General features: G+C 43.4%; 23 protein-coding genes. 7 read left to right on the plus strand and 16 right to left on the minus strand.

Annotation, left to right across the window (positions count from 1 at the left end):
* Positions 1 to 35: 35 nt before the first annotated feature.
* The 12 genes from Q4Q46_RS01955 to murJ all read right to left on the minus strand — a co-directional run bounded on the left by Q4Q46_RS01955 (position 36) and on the right by murJ (position 13,792).
* Positions 36 to 341, minus strand: a complete 306-nt coding sequence (locus Q4Q46_RS01955) for a TapY2 family type IVa secretion system protein (RefSeq protein ID WP_259513094.1) — start codon at positions 339 to 341, stop codon at positions 36 to 38.
* Positions 338 to 727, minus strand: a complete 390-nt coding sequence (locus Q4Q46_RS01960; protein ID WP_259513092.1) for a type IV pilin protein — start codon at positions 725 to 727, stop codon at positions 338 to 340. Before Q4Q46_RS01960 ends, Q4Q46_RS01955 begins: the two co-directional genes overlap by 4 nt.
* A gap of 11 nt (positions 728 to 738) precedes the next feature.
* Entirely contained in the window at positions 739 to 4,245 is a 3,507-nt protein-coding gene (locus Q4Q46_RS01965) for a pilus assembly protein (protein WP_311905085.1), read from the minus strand.
* A gap of 2 nt (positions 4,246 to 4,247) precedes the next feature.
* Positions 4,248 to 4,709, minus strand: a complete 462-nt coding sequence (locus Q4Q46_RS01970) for a pilus assembly PilX family protein (protein ID WP_259513089.1) — start codon at positions 4,707 to 4,709, stop codon at positions 4,248 to 4,250.
* A gap of 12 nt (positions 4,710 to 4,721) precedes the next feature.
* Positions 4,722 to 5,690 (minus strand): PilW family protein, encoded by a 969-nt coding sequence (locus Q4Q46_RS01975; RefSeq protein ID WP_311905086.1) that lies wholly within the window; start codon positions 5,688 to 5,690, stop codon positions 4,722 to 4,724.
* Positions 5,691 to 5,701: 11 nt separating this feature from the next.
* Positions 5,702 to 6,289 (minus strand): type IV pilus modification protein PilV, encoded by a 588-nt coding sequence (gene pilV / locus Q4Q46_RS01980; RefSeq protein WP_311905087.1) that lies wholly within the window; start codon positions 6,287 to 6,289, stop codon positions 5,702 to 5,704.
* Between the two features lie 185 nt (positions 6,290 to 6,474).
* A complete protein-coding gene (gene ispH / locus Q4Q46_RS01985) occupies positions 6,475 to 7,404 on the minus strand; it encodes a 4-hydroxy-3-methylbut-2-enyl diphosphate reductase (RefSeq protein ID WP_170927454.1) in 930 nt (309 codons plus the stop codon).
* 28 nt (positions 7,405 to 7,432) lie between these two features.
* Positions 7,433 to 7,855 (minus strand): FKBP-type peptidyl-prolyl cis-trans isomerase, encoded by a 423-nt coding sequence (fkpB, locus tag Q4Q46_RS01990; protein WP_311905088.1) that lies wholly within the window; start codon positions 7,853 to 7,855, stop codon positions 7,433 to 7,435.
* Complete coding sequence (lspA, locus tag Q4Q46_RS01995; RefSeq protein WP_006080637.1) at positions 7,852 to 8,367, minus strand: signal peptidase II; 516 nt, start codon at positions 8,365 to 8,367, stop codon at positions 7,852 to 7,854. Before lspA ends, fkpB begins: the two co-directional genes overlap by 4 nt.
* 9 nt (positions 8,368 to 8,376) lie before the next feature.
* A complete protein-coding gene (gene ileS / locus Q4Q46_RS02000) occupies positions 8,377 to 11,199 on the minus strand; it encodes an isoleucine--tRNA ligase (protein ID WP_311905089.1) in 2,823 nt (940 codons plus the stop codon).
* A gap of 32 nt (positions 11,200 to 11,231) precedes the next feature.
* The gene (ribF, locus tag Q4Q46_RS02005) at positions 11,232 to 12,167 is read right to left on the minus strand and encodes a bifunctional riboflavin kinase/FAD synthetase (protein ID WP_106649739.1); all 936 of its coding nucleotides are present in this window, start codon (positions 12,165 to 12,167) and stop codon (positions 11,232 to 11,234) included.
* A 65-nt stretch (positions 12,168 to 12,232) separates the two neighbouring features.
* A complete protein-coding gene (gene murJ / locus Q4Q46_RS02010; RefSeq protein WP_311905090.1) occupies positions 12,233 to 13,792 on the minus strand; it encodes a murein biosynthesis integral membrane protein MurJ in 1,560 nt (519 codons plus the stop codon).
* A gap of 252 nt (positions 13,793 to 14,044) precedes the next feature.
* Here murJ and rpsT point away from each other — a divergent pair, with 252 nt between their 5' ends.
* The gene (gene rpsT, locus Q4Q46_RS02015; RefSeq protein WP_311900387.1) at positions 14,045 to 14,311 is read left to right on the plus strand and encodes a 30S ribosomal protein S20; all 267 of its coding nucleotides are present in this window, start codon (positions 14,045 to 14,047) and stop codon (positions 14,309 to 14,311) included.
* A gap of 63 nt (positions 14,312 to 14,374) precedes the next feature.
* Here rpsT and Q4Q46_RS02020 read toward each other — a convergent pair whose 3' ends face one another.
* Positions 14,375 to 14,671: an ArsR/SmtB family transcription factor gene (locus Q4Q46_RS02020; protein WP_006084975.1), complete on the minus strand. Its 297-nt coding sequence runs from the start codon at positions 14,669 to 14,671 to the stop codon at positions 14,375 to 14,377.
* 136 nt (positions 14,672 to 14,807) lie between these two features.
* Here Q4Q46_RS02020 and Q4Q46_RS02025 point away from each other — a divergent pair, with 136 nt between their 5' ends.
* Complete coding sequence (locus Q4Q46_RS02025) at positions 14,808 to 16,214, plus strand: M28 family metallopeptidase (protein ID WP_311905091.1); 1,407 nt, start codon at positions 14,808 to 14,810, stop codon at positions 16,212 to 16,214.
* A 73-nt stretch (positions 16,215 to 16,287) separates the two neighbouring features.
* Here Q4Q46_RS02025 and yaaA read toward each other — a convergent pair whose 3' ends face one another.
* Positions 16,288 to 17,061: a peroxide stress protein YaaA gene (gene yaaA, locus Q4Q46_RS02030; RefSeq protein ID WP_220777220.1), complete on the minus strand. Its 774-nt coding sequence runs from the start codon at positions 17,059 to 17,061 to the stop codon at positions 16,288 to 16,290.
* Between the two features lie 128 nt (positions 17,062 to 17,189).
* Positions 17,190 to 18,632: an alanine/glycine:cation symporter family protein gene (locus Q4Q46_RS02035; protein ID WP_311905092.1), complete on the minus strand. Its 1,443-nt coding sequence runs from the start codon at positions 18,630 to 18,632 to the stop codon at positions 17,190 to 17,192.
* A 433-nt stretch (positions 18,633 to 19,065) separates the two neighbouring features.
* Here Q4Q46_RS02035 and Q4Q46_RS02040 point away from each other — a divergent pair, with 433 nt between their 5' ends.
* The 5 genes from Q4Q46_RS02040 to Q4Q46_RS02060 all read left to right on the plus strand — a co-directional run bounded on the left by Q4Q46_RS02040 (position 19,066) and on the right by Q4Q46_RS02060 (position 26,061).
* The gene (locus Q4Q46_RS02040) at positions 19,066 to 21,432 is read left to right on the plus strand and encodes a phosphoketolase family protein (RefSeq protein ID WP_259527158.1); all 2,367 of its coding nucleotides are present in this window, start codon (positions 19,066 to 19,068) and stop codon (positions 21,430 to 21,432) included.
* A gap of 238 nt (positions 21,433 to 21,670) precedes the next feature.
* Positions 21,671 to 22,795, plus strand: coding sequence for an OmpA family protein (locus Q4Q46_RS02045; protein ID WP_261273664.1), 1,125 nt, complete (start codon positions 21,671 to 21,673; stop codon positions 22,793 to 22,795).
* 250 nt (positions 22,796 to 23,045) lie between these two features.
* Entirely contained in the window at positions 23,046 to 24,002 is a 957-nt protein-coding gene (gene tal, locus Q4Q46_RS02050; RefSeq protein WP_106649734.1) for a transaldolase, read from the plus strand.
* Positions 24,003 to 24,021: 19 nt separating this feature from the next.
* Positions 24,022 to 25,659 (plus strand): glucose-6-phosphate isomerase, encoded by a 1,638-nt coding sequence (pgi, locus tag Q4Q46_RS02055; protein WP_220592250.1) that lies wholly within the window; start codon positions 24,022 to 24,024, stop codon positions 25,657 to 25,659.
* A 216-nt stretch (positions 25,660 to 25,875) separates the two neighbouring features.
* Entirely contained in the window at positions 25,876 to 26,061 is a 186-nt protein-coding gene (locus Q4Q46_RS02060) for a DUF3545 family protein (RefSeq protein ID WP_006084967.1), read from the plus strand.
* 353 nt (positions 26,062 to 26,414) lie between these two features.
* Here the strand turns inward: Q4Q46_RS02060 and Q4Q46_RS02065 are convergent, their stop codons facing one another.
* Positions 26,415 to 26,951, minus strand: a complete 537-nt coding sequence (locus tag Q4Q46_RS02065) for a hemerythrin domain-containing protein (protein ID WP_006084966.1) — start codon at positions 26,949 to 26,951, stop codon at positions 26,415 to 26,417.
* Positions 26,952 to 26,983 lie beyond the last annotated feature (32 nt).

The following is a 26,983-nucleotide window of genomic DNA, read 5'->3' on the forward strand; positions in this document are numbered from 1 at the left end:
GTTCGTTGTTAACATTTTAGAATACATCCCCATGTCTATCTAGGTGTTAACTTATCCAACACTTGCGCCTTAGTATTAGTAAATTCAGCGTTTAATGTGACACACTCTTCCGCACTATAGATGTAATATTTAGAGCCATCATTTGATTGATGAATCGTGCCAACAAGGCTCGCCATTCTTAAATTCATTTCACTACTCTTCCAACGATAAAAGGCGATCTCAGCACTTTTTTTCGAAGTAATATAGCATTTAAAGTCCTGTTCGCTGGCAGTAACGCTAGAGTCTGCCCAAACTAAATTAGGAAATAAAACGACTGCGATAACGAGGTTCATTAATTTCATTTCCAACACTCCTTAGGCGTCTGCTCACCAGCTGCAGATACGCTAATTGTTTTACATGATTCATCTCTCTCTTGACTACTTCCCATTACCACAGTCGCAGTGATATTTCCCGATGAATCAGACGCGACAGAGTAGTAACCGTGCTCAGTAATAAAAGGACTACTGGCAAAGCCTAACTCTGTCATCTTAGTAGTATAAGCACGGTTATCAAGATAATATTGCTCTTGCAAATTAGCCACTTTCATTACCGCAGCAACACCTTCCGAGCGTCCACTCTTAGTGATATAGTCGATATAAGATGGATAAGCAATCGATGCCAAAATACCAATTATCACGACGGCGATCATCACCTCTATCAGGGTAAAACCTTTAAATTGAACCTTCATAAATTAATAACTCATTCATTTATATGATAATAAATTTTATTAACACCTAACCCAGAGGCTACATTTATAGTTCCACTATATTCACCATCTTTGTTTTTCTCACCCTTACCCACTCCAATAATATAAATATAAGGATCCTTCCCTGTTTCAGGCGCAGGGATAACAATCTGAGGCGTATCGGGTACTCGCTCACCAAGCTCAAAATACAACTGGGAGAAGGTTCTTGTTCCCTTATGAAGATCAAATACATAGAGCTTCCCAGACCCAGAAACTACACAAACGTTTTCGGCAACAGAATCTGCAGGTGGTGAGTAAGAGGTGAAATATACCTTCCCTTGCACAATTAAGGCGGCAGTTAAGCTCTTCTCTCCTAAGCCAGAAAAATCATAAAACCAGCCTAGTTTTTTACCAAAGCTAATATTATCAGTCTCCGAAACTGGTGCGCTAGAAGACACGTCATAGAGATCATTGATGGTAATCACGCTTGGAATATCACTGCCAGCAAAACTCTTAGTCACCACATTCCTATCCTGCAACGTGAAAAACATGTCATTCACTGCAGTACTAGAAGGATGAGGTCTGGCACCACTGCCTATCACGACGGCATCATAGGGAACATTTTGGTAGGTTTTGGTAGTTGTCGTTCCAGTACCAGTCGTCACTTTAACTTCAGCAATGTTAGTAAACATCGTTTGTGCAACCACGGGCTCGGCAAAAAAGCGTCTATTATCGTTATTGCTTCCTCCTAGCGCTGCAAATTTAAATGCGGTCCAACTACTCTGGCTAGCACTGGGCAAATCCATACGCCAAACATTACCACCAACATCAGTTGCATAAATTCGATCTGTGTAACCATCATTATTACTATCAAGTACCGCGACTGAGTTTGGAATGCTATCCTGAATGCCAGAAAGTACTGTTGCACCCGAGGTCGAACCGCCAAAAGAATGAATCAAAGTCCCCTTCTCTGCATCGACAATATACACTGCACGACCTGCCGGCGAAGAAGAAGGAGTGGCATCAAAGCTTGTATCATAGCCACCACCAAAAATGAGTACAGGCTTTTCATAACCGACGATTTTTGTCACTATTGGTTCAGACCATGTTTGTCCGAGATCTGAAAAACCTTCGGTTGAAGGATTAATCGACCACATTAAAGTAGGACTGTCAGGATTTGTAACATTAAGGGCATAATAAGACGAACCTCCTCGACGCATGCCTACATAAACCCATGCTTTAATTACTTTGCCTGTAGCATCCGTCTCAGTGTAACCGACTGGTGATGAGTCTATTCCATATACTGTATGCACACCTGAAGGATCATTACTCCTTAGTTCTGTTAAATTAGGCAATAATTCATAGGGAATAAATCCCCAAGTTTCTGATACAGACTCTCCCGCATCTTTAAACATATGCAAAACACCTTGATTAGTGCCTAACATAATACGAATATCAGTTGCTGTAGCTGAACCAAAATTAAGAGCTAGCGGCTTAGAGTGAAGTGGATCACCCATAACATCATTACGTTTATCAGCCGTACTACCATCTTTGTTATCGTCATCGACATCCATCCCTTTGAGCCAATCGAATGTATTTGTAAGCTCATCTACACTAGTTCTCATGTAACTAGCTAACGCTGTATCACCACCTGCTGCACTTTGTGCATTAGCAAGCGTTAATGGCGTTAAACTTGATCCCGCCCCTAAATCACTTACAATTTTTCTAACCGATTGTGTCCTTATTTGCGCTGCAACGCCTCCGACCTCAACTTTATTGCCGTCCTTTTGCGCATCACAGTTTGACCATATAGTACAGGCGCCGTCTTTAATATTCCCGTTATCGGCGATAGCTGCATTACCTTTGCTATCAACCAGTGTTCCATCAGCAGTCACTTTTAATTTCTTTAAATTACCACTCCAACGAGGACCTTTGCCAGGTAAAAACATCGCGTAATAAGCTGCGTCAAATGTTTGAGTTCTATCAAAATTATTGCTGGCGATACTGGGGGAGGTAAAACTTGAATCAATGTTCAAAATATTCGATAAAGCATCATTCAGTGCATTCTGTAGTTCAAGACTGTTCTGAGCCGCAAAATATAAACCGCCACCTCTTTTTGCAGTTTCAGCAAGTAAAGGGGCGGCATCTTCAGCACCTTTACTAAAGCCAATAGTATAAGTACGAACATTTTGCATCTGCTCAGTATTCGAGCTGTCCAGTTTATTGATTAAATCATTATTAAACATATAACTAGCTAAGGCGGGTAAATAACTTGCCGTATCTAAATTTTTAGAAAATGAGGAATAATTGCCTTCTTTACTTCCTGAAGCAGTTAAACTAATAACATCATTATTTGCATTTTTATCAACAGTAGGTGTGCCATCAGTGACATAAATAACATAAGCAATATCCGTACATACTTTAAATGGACTTTCGTAGCTACCACCCTTCTCCACTAAACTATCATAAGGGGGGTTATTTCCTACATACGAGCCATAATCAGTATCACCATGACCATATTTAACTCCCTTTCCCGCAAAGTAACGGTAAGCTTCATACATAGTCTCACATAGTGGTGTATTTGTTTTCGCCAACAAATTATCAATAGTAGTTAGTAAACTCGCACGCGTACTATCCGTCATCTGAGTAATGCCAGAGACAATTCGCCCACCGTCTCGGTTACCTTCATTTGGATAATTATAGTTAAATACAGCAAGTCCAAAATCCACTGTTGGAGTTGAACTAATAATATTAGAAATCGCTTTCTTCGCAATTTCTAGTCTTGAAACTTTTACTGTTGGTAATTTCCCTGCTTTAGATAATCCGTACCATCTTAGATAATTATCAGTGTACAAGGTAACAGGTTGACCAACGCCAAAATCAGTATTATTTGCAGCGGCTAAAGCATCAGCCCAACTCGTCCCTGGAGATGAAGAAGTAAAATAGGGATAGGCTTTCTTTTTTTTACCAGACCCAGTTGTTAGGCCATTGGCAGGAAATCCATTAGAGTATGATGATGAATTGTTAGGATCTGTTTTTGAAATATCCTGCCAACAATCAACTACACTTATTGCAGTACCGTTAGTTTCAGGCAGTTCTTTCCAAATACCTGTAGTACCACTCGCTGTAAACTCTCGAATATAGCCAGTAAAACGTCCAAGCTCTGCTAATGCTGCTTTGCTTTGACTACATCCATTTAAACTTGCTTTAAAATAACGCTTGTCAGAACTGGTATCAGGAGTTGGTAATCCTCCACCACCAACAGCATAATAAATAAGAGTATCACTATACCCAGAACCACTTACAGCTGGGTAGTCATAGTTAGGGTCATAATCTACAACCTGAGTGATTTCTTCTGTCGACATACTTCCCGAGTTATCAAATATGACAAGTACTTTCGGTCTTGCGCCTGTTCGAGTTGTCGACTCTTTTACATACAATTCAGTATCATCACCAAAGGAGTAAGCCGACACAAAAGTCAGCACAAGTAGTGTAGAACAAGCCAGCTTTTTAATAATCATATCTAACTCCCAGTTAACACTTCTTGTTCCACACCTGCGACTACAGTGAGCTGACCTAAATCATCCCGACCAAAGGCGGCAGTACTACTAATTTCAATCCGCCGACAACTGATTAAATTACCACTATTAGGTTTAGCGCTCCTTTGGCAACCAACGTCTTTGGCACTAATGACGACATTGCCTGTAGCATCAACCTCATACGGAATAGGTGTTAATGTTTGGTCAGAGCCAAACTCTTTAACGGACATGATTGAAGATATTTTAGCTAAGCTAGCACCTTTATTCGCATCAATAGCGGCTTCCAATCCACCATCTGCAACAGACTTTGCTTCAATGCGTTCAGAGCCTGCGCCAGACATGCGTATAGACTGGGTTGAATTTACAGCTAAGGCTACGCCAATAAGGGTCATGAGTAACAATACAATGATCGCAAAAAATAATACTATTCCCTTTTGCTTTTTCATCTCAGTCGCCCTCTAATTTCTGATTAATACGGGATTGGCAAGTACCATAGTCGTCGAGACAATCTTGCGGCGATAATGATCATTCAAATTCTTAATTTCTTTATCGCCTAAAGTGTAAGTTGTTACATTGGTATAACTTTTATCTTCATCGATAGCACGAACCAATAAAAAAAACCTCAATGCAACAAGCCGCTGAAATAATTCGTTATCCCACATTAATGTTGTTACATTTTCTGCTGGCATAAAACTATCGGCCGTATCATCTCCGTTACTATCAAAACCATAGAGAATACGCATATTCTCAATGCCTTCAACTAACTGCTCTTCGTTGTTCATGCCATTATTTTTAGTTAACGTTTTTCGGCGTAAAACAGGCACGGAACCATCATTTTTAATAAAATAGACATGATGTTGATATTCCCAAAAACGAGCATTTTCGAGCACAGGACTAGGCGGATTACCACCTTTAAACATCACTGCTTCACTCGAGGTTGCTGCCATATAAAAACGTTCACCATCTGGATTAGTGACCGGTGGCCCTACTAACCTTTTGATTTGAATTACGTCAGTATTCTGATTTACACCAGATAAGCAACTTAACGTATCTCCACTCTTACCTTCTTCGTATCCCCACAGACGTCTAAAATGTGCAGGTTCTGCATTAGGTAAAGTACCGTTATTTACGCCTGCACCAATGCAATCATTTGCAATACCATCCCTCAAGGTCATATTGGTCCCAAGTACAAAATCGGTTCCCGTTATGTCCCCCATGAAACCTAATTGGCTGATATCTCTTTCCATTAGTGATAAAGCAATTCGGCCATTTTCTTGTAATTGATTAAATTGGCTCGTCGTAATTACATTAGAAGAGGACATGCTAAACATGGCAAAAAGCCCAAGAGTGAGAAATAGGCCAATGATCATAGAGACCATTAACTCGACTAATGACATCCCTTTCTGACAGTTTTTTGAATTGGCCATAATTAATTAACCTAAATAATCACTGTCGAAAGCATAAAAAGCCGTCTACGCGTACCAATATCTTTTCCGCATTCACTGCCTGAATAACTTGTACCCGCGCCCTCTCGGATCCCTCTCCACGCAACAGCAACTGTTACAGTTGAACCATTTACACTAATACAAGCCGTTGGCGAATCTAATCCCCCAACATTCTGACTATCTACAACTTCAGCTGCCCCCATAAAACTCTGCTCCCACTGATAAAGATCCCAAGCTTCTGTCTCTTCTGGAGTACATATATTCACGGCTCCAACTGCAACATCACAAACACTACCGGGTTTACCCAGAGAACCTGTGTACTCTCCATCGTAATTGCCCAGTTGTGTTCTATTCAGCTTCATTCGATTGATAATATCGTTCGCATAATAGGAGGCTTGGGTTTGCTGAAATGACTCGAAGCTGCCACGCTTTGCAACGATATGCAGATTAAAAATACCAATTAAGCCAATGACTAAGATCACCAATGCAACAAGCACTTCAATTAATGAGAAGCCTCGTTGAAAGTCCATTTGTGTCAATCGTTCGAATTTAGCCATATTTTTGACAAGCTTTTCAGCCATTTACCCTTTTAAAATCTTAGTCTTACGACAAAAAACCACTAACAGTTAATAATAGATGACAAAAATGTAAGTAGCCAGTAACAATAGCATATAAGCATTGACATCATTATGCCTTGAATGAATTTGAGGCAATAAAAAAGAGACTTATCGCCTCTTTTTTATAAATAACTTAACATCACATAGATTTAGCGCAGTTCGGCAGGCACCGCAAAGACAGTGTCTTCCTTACGTCCTTCGACTTCAGTTACCACGCTAGGGGCGAGTTTTGCAATCGCTTGGACAACTTGTTGAACTAAGACCTCAGGTGCAGAAGCGCCTGCGGTAACAGCAACACGCGAAACATTATCGAACCAGCTTGATTCAACATCGTCAGCAGTATCCACCAGATAAGACTGGGTTCCGGTCTTCAATGCGAGCTCGCGTAACCGATTAGAGTTAGAGCTGTTTTTTGAACCAACAACAATCAACAAATCCACATCCGCAGATAGATTACGTACTGCATCTTGACGATTCTGTGTTGCATAACAAATATCGTCTTTACGGGGTCCTTCAATTGAAGGAAACCTTTTTTGTAACGCGGCAATAATGTCTAACGTATCATCGACAGATAAGGTTGTTTGGGTCACGAAGCAGAGATTGTTAGGGTCGCGCACTTCTAGCGCATCCACATCAGCAGGCGATTCAATCAGATAAACGCCGCCGTTAGGATTATCGTATTGACCCATAGTCCCCTCGACTTCAGGGTGTCCTTCATGCCCAATCAAGATACATTCAATACCTTTACGGCTTGCACGCGTCACTTGAAGGTGCACTTTGGTCACTAAGGGACATGTCGCATCGAAAACTCTCAAGCCGCGCGCCTTAGCTTCTTGTCTCACCGCTTGAGAGACACCATGAGCACTGAAGATAACAATGTTGTTATCCGGCACTTGATCTAACTCTTCGACAAAAACCGCACCGCGATCCTTCAGATTCTGCACGACATAGCGATTATGTACGACTTCATGTCGAACATAGATAGGCGGTGAAAACAATTCCAACGCCCGTTCAACAATACTGATAGCACGATCAACACCCGCACAAAAACCACGCGGGTTCGCGAGCATAATATTCAAACTTGGACTGGTAGGATCGAGTTTCATCTTAAAGTACCTTTACAACGTCCAGTTCAAAAGTGATCTTGTGCCCTACCAGAGGATGATTCAGATCGACTGTGATGGAATCACCCGCGACATCACGGACAATACCCGGGATTTCACTGCCACCTGGGCCGGCAAAACTGACAATCACGCCTGCTTCTAAACTCATGTCTGCCGGAAAACGGCTTCTGTCTAGATAGTGAATAGCATCAGGATTTGATTCACCAAAGGCATCAATCGCTTCAAGGGTAAAACTGTGTTTATCACCTTCAGCAAGCGTTGCCAATTGCGCCTCAAATGCAGGACTTAACGTACCGTCACCCACATTTAATCGAGCTGGTTTACCCGAAGCTTTAGTGCTGTCTGCGGTTGAACCATCAGAAAGCACAATATTCATATGGCATAGTAAAGATCGCGTCACAGTCACTTCTTAACCCCTTCGGCGCTATCTGTTTCAGATTTACCGCTTAAAAATGCATCCCAAATGATCAACACAGCACCAATACAAATCGCCGAATCGGCGATATTGAAAGCTGGATAATGGCTCTTAGCCCAAAAGAAATCGATAAAATCAACAACAAAACCGTGCATTAATCTGTCGACCAAATTGCCTAGGGCGCCACCAATCACTAAGGTGTAAGCCAGATTCAGTTTCAACAACGAAGCGGATTGCTTACGCAACCACACTGTGAGTAGAGTACTGAATCCAACTGCAACAATCGTAAATAACCAACGCTGCCAACCACCGGCATCACTTAAAAAACTAAAGGCGGCCCCGTAGTTACGTACATAAGTGAAATTAAAGAAAGGCAATAAATTCAGCGATTCATGTAAATCAAAATTGGCTAAGACCCATTGTTTAGATAGCTGATCGGCAAAAAACACCAATACAGCTACCCAATACCAACGTAAGCCACTGTCTTTCCAAGTTAATGGCATACAGATCCTTTACGCAAACAGGCGAACTTCGCCGTCGCCTTCAATGTTTGTTACGCAGCGAGTACAGAGTGTTGGGTGGGCCTCAATGGTGCCGACCTCTTCTCTGTGGTGCCAACAACGCTCACATTTCTCAGCAGTGCTTGAAGCAACCACTAATTTCAGTGATGCCAACTCAGTCTCAACCGCTTCCAATGTAGCATCGGCTAAAGGCAATACTTTGGCTTCAGAGGTCAATAACACAAATCTTAGCTCATCGCCGATATGGGTTAATTGCTCAGTCAAGGTAGCATCCGCAAACAAGGTCACTTCAGCTTCTAATGAGCCACCGATACGTTTGTCGCGGCGAGCTTGTTCAATCACTTTGTTGACTTCATTACGCACGGTTAGCAACTGCTGCCAATAGTCATCGCTCAAATCAGTCGCTAAGGTGACTGATTTCAAGCCTTGATACCATTCTTGGGTAAAGACATAAGCATCACGCTCGCCAGGCAGTAATTGCCATACTTCGTCAGCAGTGAAGCTTAGAATTGGCGCAATCCAACGCACCATGGCCTCAGAGATCAGATACAGCGCCGATTGACAACTACGGCGTGCATGGCCTTCTTGCTTAGCCGTATATTGGCGATCTTTAATGATGTCCAGATAGAAACTGCCTAACTCAACCGAGCAGAACTGCATCAGTTTTTGAGTCACTATATGGAAGTTATATTGATCATAGGCTTCGATGATTTCCTGTTGTAGCGCAGCGGCACGGCGAACAACCCAACGATCTAACGCCACCATATCTTCAACGGCCACTAAATCCTTAGCGGGCTCGAAACCGTTTAAGTTGGCTAATAAGAAACGCGCAGTGTTGCGAATACGACGATAGGCATCGGCACTGCGATTTAAGATTTCGTCTGAAACCGTCATCTCACCGCTGTAATCTGTTGCCGCAACCCATAAACGCAGAATGTCGGCGCCTAATTTGTTGGTTACCGTTTGTGGTGCAATCACGTTACCAATAGATTTTGACATCTTACGGCCTTTACCATCGACGGTAAAACCGTGGGTAAGTACTTGCTTATACGGTGCTTTGCCATTCATTGCGGTTGAAATCATCAAAGATGACATAAACCAACCGCGATGTTGATCGCTACCTTCAAGATACAAGTCAACTCCGTGTCCGTGGAATTCAGGACGCGCCGCTACCACTGACGAGAAGGTTGAACCTGAGTCATACCAAACGTCCAGAGTATCAGTGACTTTACGATATTGCTCAGCTTCATCACCCAACAATTCGGCGGCATCGAGATCCCACCAAGCTTGAATACCTTGCTGTTCGATACGATTCGCCACGCGTTCCATTAGCGACACGCTATCTGGGTGCAGCTCTTCAGTTTCACGATTCACAAACAGCGTGATAGGCACACCCCAAGTACGTTGGCGTGAAATACACCAGTCAGGGCGGTTTTCAACCATTTTTTCGATACGACTTTGACCCCAATCAGGGATCCATTGAGTCTGTTCGATTTCTTTCAATGCTTGCGTACGCAGACCATGGTTATCCATAGAGATAAACCACTGCGGCGTTGCACGGAAGATGATCGGTGTTTTGTGACGCCAGCAATGTGGGTAGCTATGGCGGTAAGCCACGTGATTCAACAAGGCGCTCTTTTCTCTCAGTAAAGCAACCACGTTATCGTTGGCTTTAAAGACATGTTGGCCAGCAAAATACTCAGTATCAGGCTTGTACACACCGTTGTCGCCAACAGGATTTGCCACTTCTAAACCGTATTTTTGACCAACCACAAAGTCGTCTTGACCGTGACCTGGGGCAGTATGAACGATACCGGTACCTGCATCAGTCGTGACGTGATCGCCTAAAATTGCCGGAACATCAAAATCTAAAAACGGGTGATTAAAGCGGACAAGCTCAAGCGCTGCGCCTTTGGTAGAACCAAGCACAGTATGACTTTCTACGTTATAGCGAGTCAGGCAAGATTCAACTAATACTTCAGCTAAAATAAGCGCTTGCGTCACACCGTCTTTTTCGAATTCAACTAAGCTGTAATCCAGCTCAGGGCTTAAAGACAAGGCTCGATTCGCTGGTAGCGTCCATGGTGTGGTAGTCCAAATCACCATAGAAACAGGATGTGAGTAATCGCTTACCCCAAATTTAGCCGCAACGGCATTGCTATCCGCCGCCACAAACGCCACATCGATAGCAGGTGAGGTTTTGTCTTCGTATTCCACTTCAGCTTCAGCTAGGGCAGAACCGCAGTCAGTACACCAATGCACTGGCTTTACGCCTTTATGTAAATGACCACTTTCAATCACTTTCGATAAAGAACGTACGATATTAGCCTCGGTTGAAAAATCCATCGTCAGGTACGGATTGTGCCAGTCGCCTAATACACCTAAACGGATAAAGTCTTCACGTTGGCCGTTAACTTGCTCGGCGGCGTATTTACGGCATTCTTCGCGGAATTCTGCCGCAGAAATTTTTTGACCAGGCTTACCCACTTTTTGCTCAACTTTAAGCTCAATAGGTAAACCGTGGCAATCCCAACCTGGCACATACGGTGCGTCAAAACCAGATAGGGTTTTTGACTTAACAATAATGTCCTTGAGGATTTTATTCACTGAGTGACCAATATGAATACTGCCATTTGCATACGGTGGGCCGTCATGCAAAATGAAGGGAGTACGGCCAATTCGGCTATCACGGATCTGCTGATACAAACCGTCTTTTGTCCAGCGCTCTAACATCTCTGGCTCGCGATTTGCCAAATTACCACGCATCGGAAACTCTGTTTCCGGCAAATTCAAAGTAAATTTATAGTCGCTCATTGATCCTATACCGTTAATTAAACTGATAAATTTCAGCCTGCATCATTACCAAATAAAGCTTTGGCTTCATTTGCATCATTTAAAATCTGTTGCTTAAGCGCATCCAATGAGTCAAAAGGTTGCTCATCACGGAGTTTAGCCACCAACTCGACCTCAACATGTTTGCCGTAAATGTCACCTTCAAAATCAAAAAGATGCACCTCAAGCTGACACACTTGACCGTTCACTGTCGGACGAAACCCAATATTGGCTACGCCCTCATAAATATCGCTGTTATCCCAATAACACTTGACCGCAAACACACCGCGTACCGGTACAACATTGCGCTTTAAGGCGATATTGGCTGTGGGAAAACCAATGGTGCGGCCAATTTTTTGCCCATGCGCGACACGACCACTCAAGGTAAAAGGATGACCGAGCAAGCGTCTTGCTTGCTCAAGATTACCCTTAGCCAATTGTTCACGCACGGCGGTTGAGCTCACTCTTTGCGAGCCCAGCATAAAACTTTGGGTGCTGACCACTGTAAAGCCATATTGGATACCCGCCTGCACTAGCATCTCAAAATTACCTTTACGGCCCTGACCAAAACAAAAATCATCGCCGACCACTAGGTACTTAACACCGAGTTTACGGACCAACAATTCTTCAATAAAATGCTCAGCGGGTTGATTGGCAAAAGTGCGATTAAAGTTAACACACACTAACCGTTCGACCCCTAGTTCATCGAGCAACATGACTTTATCACGTAATAAACTTAAACGAGCTGGCGCATTGTCGCCGCTAAATAATTCCTGCGGCTGAGGTTCAAACGTCATTAAAGTAGATGGCAGCGATAACTGCTTTGCCTTCTGCACTAAGTTCGCAATCACTTGTGCATGACCACGATGGACGCCGTCAAAATTACCTATAGTCAAAACACACCCGTGGTGGGATGACAAAATGTTATGTATACCGCGGATTAATTCCATAACTTTAGACAACTGCCAAGCGCAAATCGGCTGATTATATAACAGCTAGCGATGAGAATCAGCAATCAAACTCCCCGTTTAATTGACCAAGGACGAATTCCGAGCAAAAGCAGTCCCAACAAGTAACTGACTGCCCCCGCTAAAATCAAGCCTATCAAGGCTTTTGCACGCTCGAACAAATGCCAATCTAACCAAATTTGTTGTGAAGGCAAAAAGTAATACAAGACTACCACCATCAAGGCGGTAGAGACCACGGCTTTAGCAAAAAACACCATAGTCGGCCTAGAAACGCGATAAACACCGGCTAAATGCAATCCTCGATAAAGTAAAGTGGCGTTGAGCAATGCTGACATTGAAGTCGCAATCGCCAATCCAACATATCCAAAAGGAATAGCAAACAATAAGTTAAAGCCCATGTTGGTGACCATGGCGATAATGCCATAACGCACAGGGGTTTTGGTATCTTGGCGGGAGTAATAACCTGGCGCGAGTACCTTAATCAGCATAAAACTGAGTAAACCGCTACCGTAAGCCATTAAACTATAAGAAGCCATTTCAACATCATGCATCGAAAAAGCGCCGCGCATAAATAACACCATCAGCATAGGCTTGGCGAGCACGATCAACCCCATCATGGCTGGTAGACCTAGCAGTAAAATCGCTTTAACTCCCCAATCCATCGTCAAGCCAAAGCCCGCACCTTCAGCATTCACATGGTTTCGTGACAGCGCAGGCAAAATCACAGTACCAATCGCGATCCCAAACAATCCTAGGGGAAACTCCAATAAACGGTCGGCATAGTAGAGCCAGCTTATCGAGCCCGTCATCAAAAAACTGGCGATAAAGGTATCAAATAACAGGTTAATCTGCGAAACCGACACGCCAAATAGCGCCGGGATCATCAAGGTTCTGATTTTCACCACGCCTGGGTGGTGCCAGCCCCAAGAAGGTTTAACGAGTGCTTTTTCACGCAACAAAAAAGGGATTTGAAATAAAAACTGGATTAATCCACCACAAAAAACGCCCCAAGCAAGGGTTATTTCGGGTTGAGTCGATGTTGGCGCAAAAAATATGGCCGCGGAAATAATCGCCACATTAAGGAATACTGGGGTAAACGCCGAGACGGCAAATCGGCCTCGGGTGTTTAAAATCGATCCAGCCAATGCGGTAAAGGTAATAAACCACAGGTAAGGGAAAGTAATTTTAAGCACTACGGTGGCGAGTTCAAATTTAGCGCCGTCGGGCTCATTGTTAAGCCAAGCGATAAACCAACCACCGCCGAATAAGGCTGATAACACAGGCGAAGCCACCACGCCCACAAGCGTCACAATCGTCACCAGCAAACCTAATGTGCCAGCGACTTTACTCAGCAAGTCACGGGTTTCTTCCGCGGTATGTTTCTCTTGGTACTCAGTTAAAACAGGCACAAAGGCTTGTGCAAAAGCCCCTTCAGCAAACAAACGACGTAAAAAGTTAGGAATTTTATTGGCGAAGAAAAACACATCGGCACTTGTCCCAGCCCCCATCAAGTTAGCAACAACGACGTCCCGAACAAGACCTAACACACGGGATATCAATGTCATAGCACTAACAATCAGACCAGATTTTAATAATTTTCTACTCAAACGTCCCCCAGACCCATATCGAATTGATTAGGTGATACATCTCAAAAAATCGATTCAGGCTCTGTCACACTGCGGTAATAGCTGCTAGAATTGCGCCACATATTACACGAGTTGGGTCGAAGATAGCCAAGGCAGGTTGGATTAATTTATCTTTATGATGAATATTCAATCATAGTCATTGACAAAGTGACTAAATGCAGGCATATTCCTCGGCCTTTAAAAGTATCAAATCCAGTTTTTAGGAGTTGCACCTTGGCTAATAGCAAGTCTGCAAAGAAGCGCGCGCTTCAATCTGAAAAGCGTCGTCAGCATAACGCCAGCCGTCGCTCAATGTTACGTACATACGTTAAAAAAGTAATCGCTGCAATTAAAGCAGGCGATCACAAAACAGCATCAGAAGCTTTTGCTGTTGCTCAACCAATCGTTGACCGTATGGCGACTAAAGGTCTTATTCATAAGAATAAAGCCGCTCGTCAAAAGGCACGTTTGAACGCTAAGATCAAAGCAATCGCTGCTTAATCTATAAAATAGCAAATGAAAAAAACCGGCAATTGCCGGTTTTTTTATATCTGAAAAACACTATTAATGACAATAAATGTTATTCAATAAGTGGATCATCTCCCGTACTTCATCACTCTTGAGCGAATAAAATACCGTTTGCGCTTCTTTGCGTGTGGTTACTAAATTATCTTTGCGTAACCAAGCAAGGTGTTGTGATAGTGCCGATTGACTTAAGCCTAATTTTTTATTCATTTCTCCAACGCACATTTCTCCTTCATTCAATAAATAACAAAGAATAAATAAACGGCGTTCGTTCGCGAGTGCCTTTAATAGCACTACCGCATGATCGGCTCGCTCCTGCATTAATTCAATATTCATTACGCACTTTCTCTCCTAAAACTAACCCCTGCGCTAATATAGCGTTGCCTTACGGATATAGTCGGGACATAAAGCACACTTTTTGCTAGATTGTTTTTAAAAATGGGACATGCTTAATAAAAATAAAGGAAATCTAATGAAGCCCTATCAAACTGCACTTCTCTCTAGTCTTTTAATTGGGAGTTTAAGTGCGTGCCAAACTCAAGTAGAAACCGCCACGACAAGTGAAGCCATAAAATTACAACAGACGGCATTAGCTTCACAATTAGGCTATGACATAGTCGAATCGCTCACGGTTGAAGTGGGCCCAAGACTTGCTGGTAGCCCAAAAGATATCATCGCCGTTAACTGGGCGATGGAGAAACTGACAAGCCTTGGATTTGACCGCGTTTATAAAGAACCAGTACAAGTGCCCATTTGGGAGCGCGGTGAAGCCAAAGCCAAAATAACCTTCCCAGTCGAGCAGCCGCTGGTCATTACTGCGCTTGGTGGCAGCGTTGCGACACCAGCAGGTGGTTTACAGGCTAAAATCGCACGTTTTGATAGCCTAGAGGCACTACAACAAGCCAAGCCTGAAGACGTGCAAGGTAAGATTGCGTTTATTGACCAAAAAACTGAACGCCACATTACTGGTGAAGGTTATGGCAAAAGCGTTGGCGGCCGCTCAAAAGGTGCCGTCGCAGCAGCGCAAAAAGGCGCAGTTGCGATCGTGATCCGCTCTATTGGCACAGATCATGACCGCATGGCCCATACAGGCGTTATGCGCTACCAAGATGGCGTGTCAAAGATCCCCGCTGCTGCCATGTCAAACCCCGATGCAGATTTGGTCGATGCATTACTAAAACGCAATCCTGATGCTCTACTTGAATTGCAGATGTCACCAAAGAATGCAGGCTTTAATACGTCTTACAATGTCATTGCCGAAGTAACAGGCAGCAGCAAGCCCAATGACATTGTATTGATTGGCGCTCATTTAGATTCTTGGGATGAAGGTACGGGTGCAATTGATGATGGGGCGGGTGTCGCGATTGTGACAGCTGCAGCTAAGCATATTCAAGATCTTCCGGTAAAACCCGCTCGCACTGTCAGAGTGGTGCTATATGCCGCTGAAGAAATTGGGCTTGTGGGCGGTAAAGCCTATGCCGAAGCGCATAAAGCCGAATTACCATTGCACTACATTGCTGCAGAGTCTGATTTTGGCGCGGGCCGAATCTATCAAATCGATACTAAGGTCAATGAGAGCGCATGGACTGAGGTACAGCATGCACTTAGCCCTATGTCATTCAATGGTGTCGCACTCGGCAACAACCAAGCTTCTGGCGGGCCTGATGTCTCTATGTTACCGGCCCTAGGCGTACCTGTTGCATCATTAAGGCAAGATGGTCACGATTACTTCGATTACCATCACACACCGAATGATACCTTAGATAAGATTGACCCCGCCGCATTGGCTCAAAACGTCGCCGCCTACGCACAATTTGCTTATATCATGGCAAATTCAACCGCGACATTAACGCCTTTAGTCACTCAATCTGAAAAATAGAGAGTTGATAAAAATAATAGAGAGAACAACATAAGCTGTTCTCTCTATCAATTAACATCTTCTCGATATTGCGCTATTGCTCTGCACGTAAAAATGTTGGATGTGTCGGTGAACTTTGCTCTTCACTATAATAATAACCCGCGAGATTAAATGCCTTTAACTCAGCTAGGGTATTCACTTTATTGGTGATGATATATCTCGCCATCATGCCCCTTGCACGCTTAGCAAAAAAACTGATCACTTTATATTGACCATTTTTACCATCTTTAAACACGGGTGAAATTAATTGCCCTTGCAGTTTTTTAGGCTTTATCGCTTTGAAATACTCATTAGAAGCAAGATTGACAATTATATCGCTACCACTTTCCGCAAGCGCTTCATTTACCGCTTGCGTTAAGGTATCACCCCAAAATTCATATAGATTTTTACCTTTTGGATTCGAAAGTGCCGTTCCCATCTCTAAGCGGTAAGGCATGATTAAATCCAGCGGTCTGAGTAGCCCATAAAGACCCGATAGAATACGCAGCTGCGACTGAGTCTGAGCGATTTCAGCTTCTGATAAGCTATCAGCATCGAAACCTGTATACACATCACCTCTAAAGGCAAATATAGCCTGTTTAGCATTATCTAAATTAAAATCTGGCTGCCACTCCCCGAAACGCGCCGCATTTAAACCCGCAATTTTATCGCTCACCTTCATTAAAGTCGCAATATCTGAAGGGGTCAATTGCCGACAAACTTGGATCAATTCCTGACTATGAGTTAAGAAATCAGGCTGTGAATACACCTGTGTCAGTGGCGGCTGTTCAAAATCTAAGGTCTTCGCCGGCGAAACCAATATCAACATCAAAAACTCCCAACAGAAACAAAAAGACTTGCCTATGATACTGAACGAACATAAAAAACCACGCTTTAACGGCGTGGTCTTTTCGATTGCGACAATCAGAAATCTCTGTCGTCGACTATCTGGGTTACCTAAGGCTTTTTAACCGATGTAAGACTGGCATCTTGCCAAATATCATCATCGAGTTGATCCATTAATTCAGGGAACTTACTGCGATCAAACTCAGGAGACTTACCCGCTTTGACCTGCTCGCGATAATCGTTGATGACGCGAATAGCCAAACCTGATAACAGTAAGAGGGCGATAATGTTCACTGTCGCCATTAATCCCATAGAAACGTCGGCTAAGTTCCACACCAGACTTATCTTCGCCACGGCACCAAACATCACCATACCCAATACACACAAACGGAACAAAGGCAGTAATTTGGTACTGTTGCCCATTAAAAACATCACGTTTGTTTCAGCGTAAGAGTAATTGGCTATGATGGAGGTAAAGCAGAATAAGAAAATCGCCACCGCAATAAACGCACCACCCCAGTCACCAACATGAGTAGACATAGCATTAATGGTTAAACGAATGCCATCGTCACTCGAACCCACATCCCCTGATAGCAGGATAATTGCAGCCGTTGCAGTACAAATAACGATAGTATCCGCAAATACCCCCATCATCTGGACAAAACCTTGGGATGCCGGATGGTTCGGATTAGGCGATGCACTTGCCGCAACATTCGCCGCGCTGCCCATACCCGCTTCATTTGAGAAAAGTCCGCGTGCAATACCCGCTTGCATAGCCTGCGCGACGGTATAAGCCACGCCGCCAGCAGCAGCCTCTTGCCAACCAAAAGCACTCTTCACAATTAAGCTAATAATCGCAGGCAGTTGATCTAGATTGAAAATAACGATAATGAAGGCAACGAGAATGTAGGCTAATGCCATGATAGGGACGATAAACTCAGAGACTCGTGCGACTTTACGCAGGCCACCGACAATCACAAATCCACTGGCAATCACTAGTCCAATCCCGACATAAGTTGGATTAAACCCAAATACTCGCTCCATCGCTCCGGTAATGGTATTCGCTTGTACCGCGTTGAATACCAGACCAAAGGCAATGATCAGAAAGACGGCAAATAAAATGCCCATCCAGCGCTGACCCAAGCCTTTTTCCATATAATAGGAAGGACCTCCACGGAACTGACCGTTATGATCTCGCACTTTGTAAACCTGCGCTAAGGTTGATTCAACCATAGCGGTAGCCATACCTAAGATAGCGATAAGCCACATCCAAAATACCGCACCAGGACCTGCAGCACCAATAGCGACTGCAACACCAGCCATATTACCGGCACCGACACGGGCCGCCATACTGGTACAAAAGACTTGAAATGATGAAAGACCGCTATCGCAACCTTGGCGACTCATGGTCATGACTTTGATGGAATGTTTAAAGTGGGTTAACTGGATAAAGGCAAGTCTTATAGTGAAATAAAGACCAGCTCCTACCAGTCCATATACTAACAACTTACCCCAAAGTAGCGCATTCAAAAAATTAACTATGGTTTCTAACATATTATTTTACTTCTTCCCGTAGCAAATGCTCCTCTAATTGAATGGCAATTAGAGGTACAACATCTGTGGTGAATGAATCCTTCCAAGTTAAAGGTAAGAATTTCGGTAGATTTATTTTTTCAAATTATCCTTCCGTGAATTTACAACATCACGGCTACCGAATTCAACGCAGCAAAATAGCACAGTATTCGAAATTGCTCATGTGATCAAGCTCGCGTTTGCACAGTTAAACGCCATCAACATCACGCCTCACAACATAAGCTAAGCCACTGTTAAAGCTGCATTAACAAAATCGCGAAGTTGATCTATTATTTTTAACAGTAAAAACAACTTTTAAAATTTGGATGTAGGGCACATTTTTGTAATAAAACTACAAATATAGTATCCACATAGAAACTTCAATCATCTCTTGTTTGTTTTAGTGAGGCTTTATATGACACAAATACATGAAATCAATGCTCTGAAAAAATATGTCAGAGCGACTAACTTTCTTGCGACCTCGCAGATTTATCTCAAACAAAACGTCTTACATAAACGTCCACTTGCCCATACTGATATCAAACCACGTTTACTTGGCCACTGGGGCACCTGCCCTGGCATTAACTTTGTTTATGCCAACATTAACCGATTGATAGTGAAACATAACCGCTCGTTCATCTATTTAGTTGGTCCTGGCCATGGTTTCCCAGCAGTACAAGCTAACTTATTCATGGAAGGTTCATTAAGTCATTTCTATCCAGAAACGATCCCCTACAATGAAACCGGTATTGAAGATATTTGTAAGAAGTTTTCCGCCGCTTATGGCTATCCTTCACATGCAAACCCTGAAGCTCCAGGACAAATTCTTGAAGGTGGCGAACTAGGCTACTCACTTTCTGTAGGCTGGGGCGCAGTACTCGATAATCCAGATCTGATCGCCACCGTCTTAATTGGTGACGGTGAAGCAGAAACCGGACCATTAGCAGCATCTTGGTACGCAAACCGTTTAGTCTCTCCTGCGACAAGTGGTGCAGTATTACCAATTGTGCATATCAATGGCTATAAAATTTCAGGCCCTACCCGTATGGGGCGCATGAGCCATGAAGAACTGGATCTTGAATTCCGTGGTCTTGGCTACTTCCCTATTATCGTTGATAACGAATTAGAAGAAGATATCTATGTGCAAATGACGAATGCCATGGATACCGCTTATGCCATGATCAATGATATCCAACGTCGTGCCCGTAGCGGTGAAGATGTGGTTAAGCCTAAATGGCCAGTGATTTTAATGCGCACCGCCAAAGGTTGGACGGGTGTCAGTGAGTATAAAGGTAAGAAATTAGAAGGTAACTGCGAATCACACCAAGTGATCGTCAATAAATGTGCCACAGATAAAGGTCATCTGGATGCACTTGACAATTGGCTTGCCAGTTACAACTTCCAAGAACTTTACCAAATGAATGATAAAGGCGAGCTGATTTTTGATGCCGACATTTGCTCATTAATTCCACCTAAGCAACTTGCCTGTGGTCGTCAACATCTCACCTATGGTGGTGAAGTGGTTAGAGCGTTAACGAACCCTGATCTCGAGAAACTCAGCTACGGCCCAGAAGTACCACGTGGTCACCGTGGTTATTCAATGCTGAAAATGGGTGAATGGATGCGTGATGCATTCAAGTTAAACCGCGATCAACGCAATCTACGTATTTTCAGCCCTGACGAAACCTATTCAAATCAGTTACAAGCCGTATTTGAAGAAACCGATCGTGCATGGCAATGGCCAATTGAGAGCTGGGATGAAGACATGTCCCGCGAAGGACGAGTGATTGAGCTCCTTTCTGAAAACTTGCTCTTTGGTATGTTGCACGGCTACACAGTCACAGGCCGCCACGGTATGTTCCCAACCTATGAGTCATTCTCACAAGTGATCTCATCGATGGCCGACCAATACTGTAAATACGTCTATGCGAGCCAAGGTGTGCATTTCCGTAAGCCGCTGCCTGCATGTAACGTCGTATTATCTTCGCTGCTTGAACGCCAAGACCATAATGGCTACTCGCATCAAAACCCGTCTTTCCTTGGGGCGATGCTAGAGAAGCATCCAAAAATTATCTCTGCTTATTTACCAGCAGATGCTAACAGCACCTTGGTTTATACAGAAAGAGCTTACGCTGACCGCGACAAACTCAATATTCTTGTTGCAGGTAAGAAAGAGCTACCACAATGGCTGAGCTTGGAAGAAGCGCGTAAACAAGCAAAAGATGGCGTGATGGTGTGGGATTTTGCCTCTGATGAGAATCCAGATATCGTACTTGCAGGTTGTGGTGATTACGTCACTCAAGAGTGTATGGCTTCATTAGTATTGATCAGAGAACTCCTTCCAAGAGTCAAAATTCGCTTCGTTAGCGTCACCGAATTAAGCAGTGATGGCTTAGGAAGCCGCAAATTTAAAGAAAAACCTTGGTTAATGGACGAAATATTTACCCAAGATAAAGGCGTGGTATTCAACTACCATGGTTACCCAAATACGATTAAAAAGTTAATATTTGATTACAAAGGCAGCCGTCGCTTCAGAATTAAAGGCTATGAAGAAGAAGGTTCAACAACCACTCCATTCGATATGGGCGTTCGTAACGGCACATCACGTTATCACCTAGTGATTGATATGGCTTACAAACTGTTCCAACAGGGAGTTATTGATGAAACTATGCACGTTTCCATCACCACTGACATGCTGCAAAGACTAGTTGACCACCGCAACTATATTAAAGCGAACGGCGTAGACCCAATAGAAATTGAAAATTGGATATGGACACGTTAACAGTTACACAAAATTAACATAACAGTTCATTTTAAGGGCATTCCTCGGAATGCCTTTTTTACGTTGAAAGGCAATTTACAGAATGGGTGATTATAAAAAGGAAATTCTTAGCACTAGTAAAATGTAACAAACCAAGTGATAATTAATCGCTGGCTACAATACCAAAGGATCCCCACACTAAGTGCTAGCAATGTTTTGCACATATACAGCAAGACATATTGGTGGAGAATCATAAATAATGGAATTGGAGAACATGATGAATCATAAATTAAAATTTGTACTGCTTGCATCGCTATTACCTTTCACCGCATCTGCGGCTCAGGAACTAACACCTTGGTATGTCGGTGGTGGACTTGGCGTAAATAACTATGAGCCGAACTGCGATTTAAAAACAACTAAAGTGTGCGGTGAAGATGACCCATATGCTTGGGATATTTTCGCAGGTTACATGTTCAATGACTACTTTGGGATTGAGTTAGGTTACCGTAATCTTGGTCGTGCAGAATGGACCGATTATAGCAACAAGCTCAATGATCTAGGAGTTAAAGGTACGACTCTTGGGCTTGTAGGCGTATGGCCAATAGCTAACAACTGGAGTTTATCTGTTGAAGCTGGCGCAATGAACTATTTAATATCCAATAATAAACAATGGGGTAGCGAATACTACAGCGATAGTGGTATTGCACCTTATTTCGGAACAGGTATTGGTTATAACTTCACTGAGAACTTAAAACTTCAAGCTAAATATCGTCGCTATGAAAATTTAGATGAAGATAAGTGGGGCACTTTTGAAGGTGAAAGCAACTACTGGGGTCTAGAACTGAGCTACCGTTTCGGTCATACAGTTGCAGCGGCTCCAGTTGCAGCAGCGGTTATCGCAGCAGCACCTGTTGACTCAGACAACGATGGCGTCTATGACGACAAAGACCAATGTCCAGCCACACCAGCAACACATAAAGTTGACTCTGTTGGCTGTACTATTTACGAAAACGTAAAAAATAAAGAAGATGTGGGTTCAATCCAGTTTGCTAACGATTCAGCTGTAGTTAAGCCTGTTTTCTACAAAGATATTGAAAGACTAGCTAACTACCTGAACAAGAACCCAGAGTTCACTGTTGAAATCGCTGGCCATGCCTCAAACGTAGGTAAACCAGAGTACAACATGGTGCTATCTGACAAACGTGCTGACGCCGTTGCCAAAATTCTTGTTGAGAAATATGGTATCAGCCAAAGCCGCGTAACTTCTAACGGTTACGGTGTGACTCAGCCACTGGTTGCTGGTGACTCGAAAGAAGCCCATGCTGCTAACCGTCGCATCGAAGCCGTTGTGACAACTACAGCTAAACAACCTGTTCTTAAGTAATATTACTTATTGACGTAAAAAAGTCGCTGCTTGCAGCGACTTTTTGTTTTTATGGGGTATACACTAGGAAAAGCGATGCCCTCTACCACAGCCAAGATGAGAGCCTGTATCTCATGCCAAACCTAAATAGACATAAAATTGTCATTTTTGTAATTTTTTTACATTCAAGGTTGGAAAAGTTGGCAAAATCGCTTCTAATAGTCATCAGTGAATTCCGAGTTAAGACTGCTACCTGAGAAGGATGTTTTTCATGGCCAATACATTAGAGCAACTCAAGTTATATACCACTATCGTCGCTGACACTGGCGACATCGAAGCGATTAAACGCTACCAACCTGAAGATGCGACAACCAATCCATCACTCATCTTGAAAGCGGCTCAAATTCCTGAATACGAATCCCTCATAGATAACGCTATCGATTGGGCAAAATCACAAAGTGCCGATCTCGCGCAGCAACTTGATGATGCCAGCGACAAGCTCGCCGTTAATATCGGTGTAGAAATACTGAAACTCGTTCCTGGGCGTATATCAACTGAAGTTGATGCCCGTTTATCATTCGATAAAGAACAATCAATTGCGAAAGCCCATAAGCTGGTTCGCCTTTACAAAGAAGCGGGCGTTGATAAATCACGTATTCTGATCAAACTTGCTTCAACATGGGAAGGCATTTGTGCCGCTAAAGAGCTAGAGAAAGAAGGCATCAACTGCAACTTAACTCTGCTATTTAGCTTTGCCCAAGCACGTGCTTGCGCCGAGGCTGGTGCTTATCTAATTTCGCCTTTTGTAGGCCGCATCCTTGATTGGTACAAAAAAGATACAGGTAAAGACTACGATGCCGTAAATGACCCAGGAGTCATTTCTGTTACCGAAATCTATAATTATTACAAACAGCATGGTTTTAATACTGTCGTTATGGGCGCAAGTTTCCGTAATATCGGTGAAATCATCGAACTAGCAGGCTGCGATCGTCTCACGATTGGCCCTTCTCTGTTAGAAGAACTGGCTAATTCGCAAGTCGACATTACTCCTAAACTGGTTCCGGCAACCAGCACTGTCGCAGCCGAAGCTCCATTAACAGAAGCGCAATTCCGTTGGGACTTTAACCAAGATCCTATGGCAGTTGATAAGCTTGCAGAAGGCATTCGAAACTTTGCTATCGACCAGGGCAAACTCGAAGTGATGCTCACGGCTAAGCTCGCAAACTAAGCACTCTGGAGACGGCGAGATGACACACTTGACCCAAAGCTCAACATGGCAAGCTTTATCAGCACACAGTAAAAATGTACCGCATATGCGGGAATTGTTTGCCACTGACGCGGCACGTTTCAATAAAATGTCGCTAACTGCCTGTGGTTTATTACTGGATTACTCTAAAAACAGAGCAACGACGGAAACGCTTGATCTGTTATTTGCGTTGGCAAGCAATAGTCAACTTGAAGCAAAAATCAAAGCAATGTTTGCGGGTGAGATCATTAACACCACAGAGAAGCGCGCTGTTTTGCACACTGCACTACGTAGCACTGCGGAACAATCGATTATTGCCGAGGGTCAAGACATAGTTCCTGAAGTTCAACAAACCCTGAATAAAATGCAAGGGTTTGTGAGTTCAGTGACATCAGGTCAATGGAAAGGTTACACAGGTAAAGCGATAACCGATATTGTCAGTATCGGTATTGGTGGATCTTTCCTTGGTCCAAAGATCGTCTCTCAGGCGCTACGCCCATATTGGAACCCAGAGTTAACGTGCCACTTTGTAGCAAACGTCGACGGTACTTCTATCAGTGAGAAGCTGAAGTTACTGGATCCTGAAACGACCTTATTCATCATGTCGTCCAAATCTTTCGGGACACAGGAAACCTTAACCAATACCCTCACTGCCAGAGAATGGTTCTTAGCAAAAGGCGGTTTGCAGTCAGATGTGGCAAAACACTTTGTCGCAGTAACCTCAAACGTCGCTAAAGCGACGGATTTTGGGATTGATGCAGACAATATTTTCCCTATGTGGGATTGGGTTGGCGGTCGTTACTCACTCTGGTCAGCGATTGGTTTACCGATAGCACTCTTGATTGGCATGGATAATTTCAGAGCCTTGCTCTCAGGTGCCCACCAAATGGATGAGCACTTCGCCAATGCACCATTGACAGAAAACATGCCAGTGATCATGGGCTTATTATCCCTATGGTACGGTAATTTCTTCAATGCTCAGTCCCATGTTGTACTGACATATGATCATTATCTACGTGGTCTACCGGCTTACTTCCAACAGCTCGACATGGAAAGTAATGGTAAGTCTGTCACCTTAAACGGGACAGATGTTGACTACAGTACTGGTCCAGTAATTTGGGGTGGCGAAGGCACTAATGGCCAACATGCCTATCACCAGCTGTTGCACCAAGGTACTGCCCTGATCCCTGCCGATTTTATTATGCCACTGCAAAGTCATAATCCTATCGGAGAGCACCATGATCAGCTAGCATCAAACTGCTTTGGCCAGACTCAAGCCCTAATGCAAGGTCGCACTTTTGATGAAGCCTTAGCCGAACTCGCTAATAGTGCATTATCTGCGACTGAAAAGCAGCTGATTGCAAAACATAAAGTGATGCCAGGTAACAAGCCGAGCAACACCTTACTCATGGATAAGCTCACGCCGAGCACCTTAGGTGCTTTAATTGCCCTGTATGAGCACAGAACCTTTGTTCAAGGTGCAATTTGGGACATCAACTCCTTTGACCAATGGGGTGTAGAGCTTGGTAAGGATCTGGGTAACGATGTGTTAGCACGCATCGGTGCGACGCAAAATTGTGATGCCTTAGATGCCTCAAGTAACGCATTGATTAACCTTTATCGACAAGGCAAAATCTAATCGAACAAAAAGCCAGCAATCGCTGGCTTTTTAATTTTATCCTTTTATTTTTATTCAACTTTTCGACTCTTCCTCGCTCTCAACCCACACTTAAGATCAACGACATATCACTCAAAGTTCATTTAAACTTAACACAATTGAAACATAATTCTTGCACCCTGTTTTAAAAATATGTTATTTAATCGCTGACAAAACATACAACAACAGGAGGTTGCCATGGATCGTTTAGATTATGGTTGTGCGCTAGATGAAGTCGTTGAAAGACCCGATCGTTCGCGAGGCTCCAATAAAAAGCGTAAATGGCGTGAGATCGAAGCGTTGAAAGATAAGCACCGTTTAATCAAAGAACTCCAAGAAATCGATAATAACTTTAACTACGACATTGATGCCATCCAGTTGTAATCACATGTTGAGATGATCTAAACCATCATCTTAAACATGAACAAGAAAAGCGCCTTAGGCGCTTTTTTTATTTGTGATATTGAATGTGGCGGGAAATAAGAGGAAATACTGTTAAGCGGGTGAAATGAGAAATGCGTTGATTACGGCTGCGAGCGCGAGAACCCTAAACTCCCCATTACGACAATATGGCTAGCGCTATATGACTAATGCTAAGCTCTGCTCTCATCAACCAAGGCCTGCTTCCACAAATCGTGACTCGCGAGCAACAACAGCTAGCGCAAAAAAACACGTCACTCTGTAGTATTGAATCCTCAGCTCAAGCCCGCAAAGTGAGCCCAATGAGTGAATCAATGCTAGTCAGCCGTTGTTAAATAAGCCCGCAAGTCCTCAAATTCTTTTTGCTCGCGATCTAAGAATAAAGGATCATCAATCAAGGATTTCTGGCACTCAGACTCAATCAGTTGCCAATCTTGTTCAGTTAAGGTTTTGGCCAATAACGGGAATATTTCCCGCTCCTCCATTTGCATATGCCGCTCTTGTAATGCGACATAATCTGCAAAATCAACAATCAGTTTCTCACGGGCAACCACAATATCACTGAGGATCAGATTCAACGTCGTCATCAAAGCCGCTGAGGCTTGGATCACTAACTCGTGTTCGGCACTCAACTTATCGATACTGTCATTAGCTTTATGCGCAAGATAGTAGGCATAAATAATGTCTTCAACCGGATGATGGCAACGCTCAGCATATCCTTGCATATATTCAACGATATCGCGCACCACGATGAAGTTGATTGACTCACCTTCTGACAGCTTCATCTGCTTGTTTTTTAAAACATTTAGCAATACAGCTATATGTTTATGATCATGCATGAGTCTTTTAAGCATAATGCCTCCTGAATATGGATCTGACTATTGAT

It is taken from the genome of Shewanella vaxholmensis (assembly GCF_031932135.1).
GTDB classification, from domain to species: domain Bacteria; phylum Pseudomonadota; class Gammaproteobacteria; order Enterobacterales; family Shewanellaceae; genus Shewanella; species Shewanella hafniensis.

Excerpts from the sequence above, each read along its gene's own strand:
- Q4Q46_RS02065 (WP_006084966.1), bottom strand. The coding sequence starts at position 26,951 with ATGCTTAAAAGACTCATGCATGATCATAAACATATAGCTGTATTGCTA.
- ribF (WP_106649739.1), bottom strand. The coding sequence starts at position 12,167 with ATGGAATTAATCCGCGGTATACATAACATTTTGTCATCCCACCACGGG.
- pilV (WP_311905087.1), bottom strand. The coding sequence starts at position 6,289 with ATGGCTGAAAAGCTTGTCAAAAATATGGCTAAATTCGAACGATTGACA.
- Q4Q46_RS02045 (WP_261273664.1), top strand. The coding sequence starts at position 21,671 with ATGGAATTGGAGAACATGATGAATCATAAATTAAAATTTGTACTGCTT.
- Q4Q46_RS01965 (WP_311905085.1), bottom strand. The coding sequence starts at position 4,245 with ATGATTATTAAAAAGCTGGCTTGTTCTACACTACTTGTGCTGACTTTT.
- pgi (WP_220592250.1), top strand. The coding sequence starts at position 24,022 with ATGACACACTTGACCCAAAGCTCAACATGGCAAGCTTTATCAGCACAC.
- Q4Q46_RS01975 (WP_311905086.1), bottom strand. The coding sequence starts at position 5,690 with ATGGCCAATTCAAAAAACTGTCAGAAAGGGATGTCATTAGTCGAGTTA.
- lspA (WP_006080637.1), bottom strand. The coding sequence starts at position 8,367 with ATGCCATTAACTTGGAAAGACAGTGGCTTACGTTGGTATTGGGTAGCT.
- Q4Q46_RS02020 (WP_006084975.1), bottom strand. The coding sequence starts at position 14,671 with ATGAATATTGAATTAATGCAGGAGCGAGCCGATCATGCGGTAGTGCTA.
- Q4Q46_RS01970 (WP_259513089.1), bottom strand. The coding sequence starts at position 4,709 with ATGAAAAAGCAAAAGGGAATAGTATTATTTTTTGCGATCATTGTATTG.
- Q4Q46_RS02025 (WP_311905091.1), top strand. The coding sequence starts at position 14,808 with ATGAAGCCCTATCAAACTGCACTTCTCTCTAGTCTTTTAATTGGGAGT.
- Q4Q46_RS01955 (WP_259513094.1), bottom strand. The coding sequence starts at position 341 with ATGAAATTAATGAACCTCGTTATCGCAGTCGTTTTATTTCCTAATTTA.
- Q4Q46_RS01960 (WP_259513092.1), bottom strand. The coding sequence starts at position 727 with ATGAAGGTTCAATTTAAAGGTTTTACCCTGATAGAGGTGATGATCGCC.
- Q4Q46_RS02035 (WP_311905092.1), bottom strand. The coding sequence starts at position 18,632 with ATGTTAGAAACCATAGTTAATTTTTTGAATGCGCTACTTTGGGGTAAG.
- tal (WP_106649734.1), top strand. The coding sequence starts at position 23,046 with ATGGCCAATACATTAGAGCAACTCAAGTTATATACCACTATCGTCGCT.
- Q4Q46_RS02060 (WP_006084967.1), top strand. The coding sequence starts at position 25,876 with ATGGATCGTTTAGATTATGGTTGTGCGCTAGATGAAGTCGTTGAAAGA.
- yaaA (WP_220777220.1), bottom strand. The coding sequence starts at position 17,061 with ATGTTGATATTGGTTTCGCCGGCGAAGACCTTAGATTTTGAACAGCCG.
- ileS (WP_311905089.1), bottom strand. The coding sequence starts at position 11,199 with ATGAGCGACTATAAATTTACTTTGAATTTGCCGGAAACAGAGTTTCCG.
- Q4Q46_RS02040 (WP_259527158.1), top strand. The coding sequence starts at position 19,066 with ATGACACAAATACATGAAATCAATGCTCTGAAAAAATATGTCAGAGCG.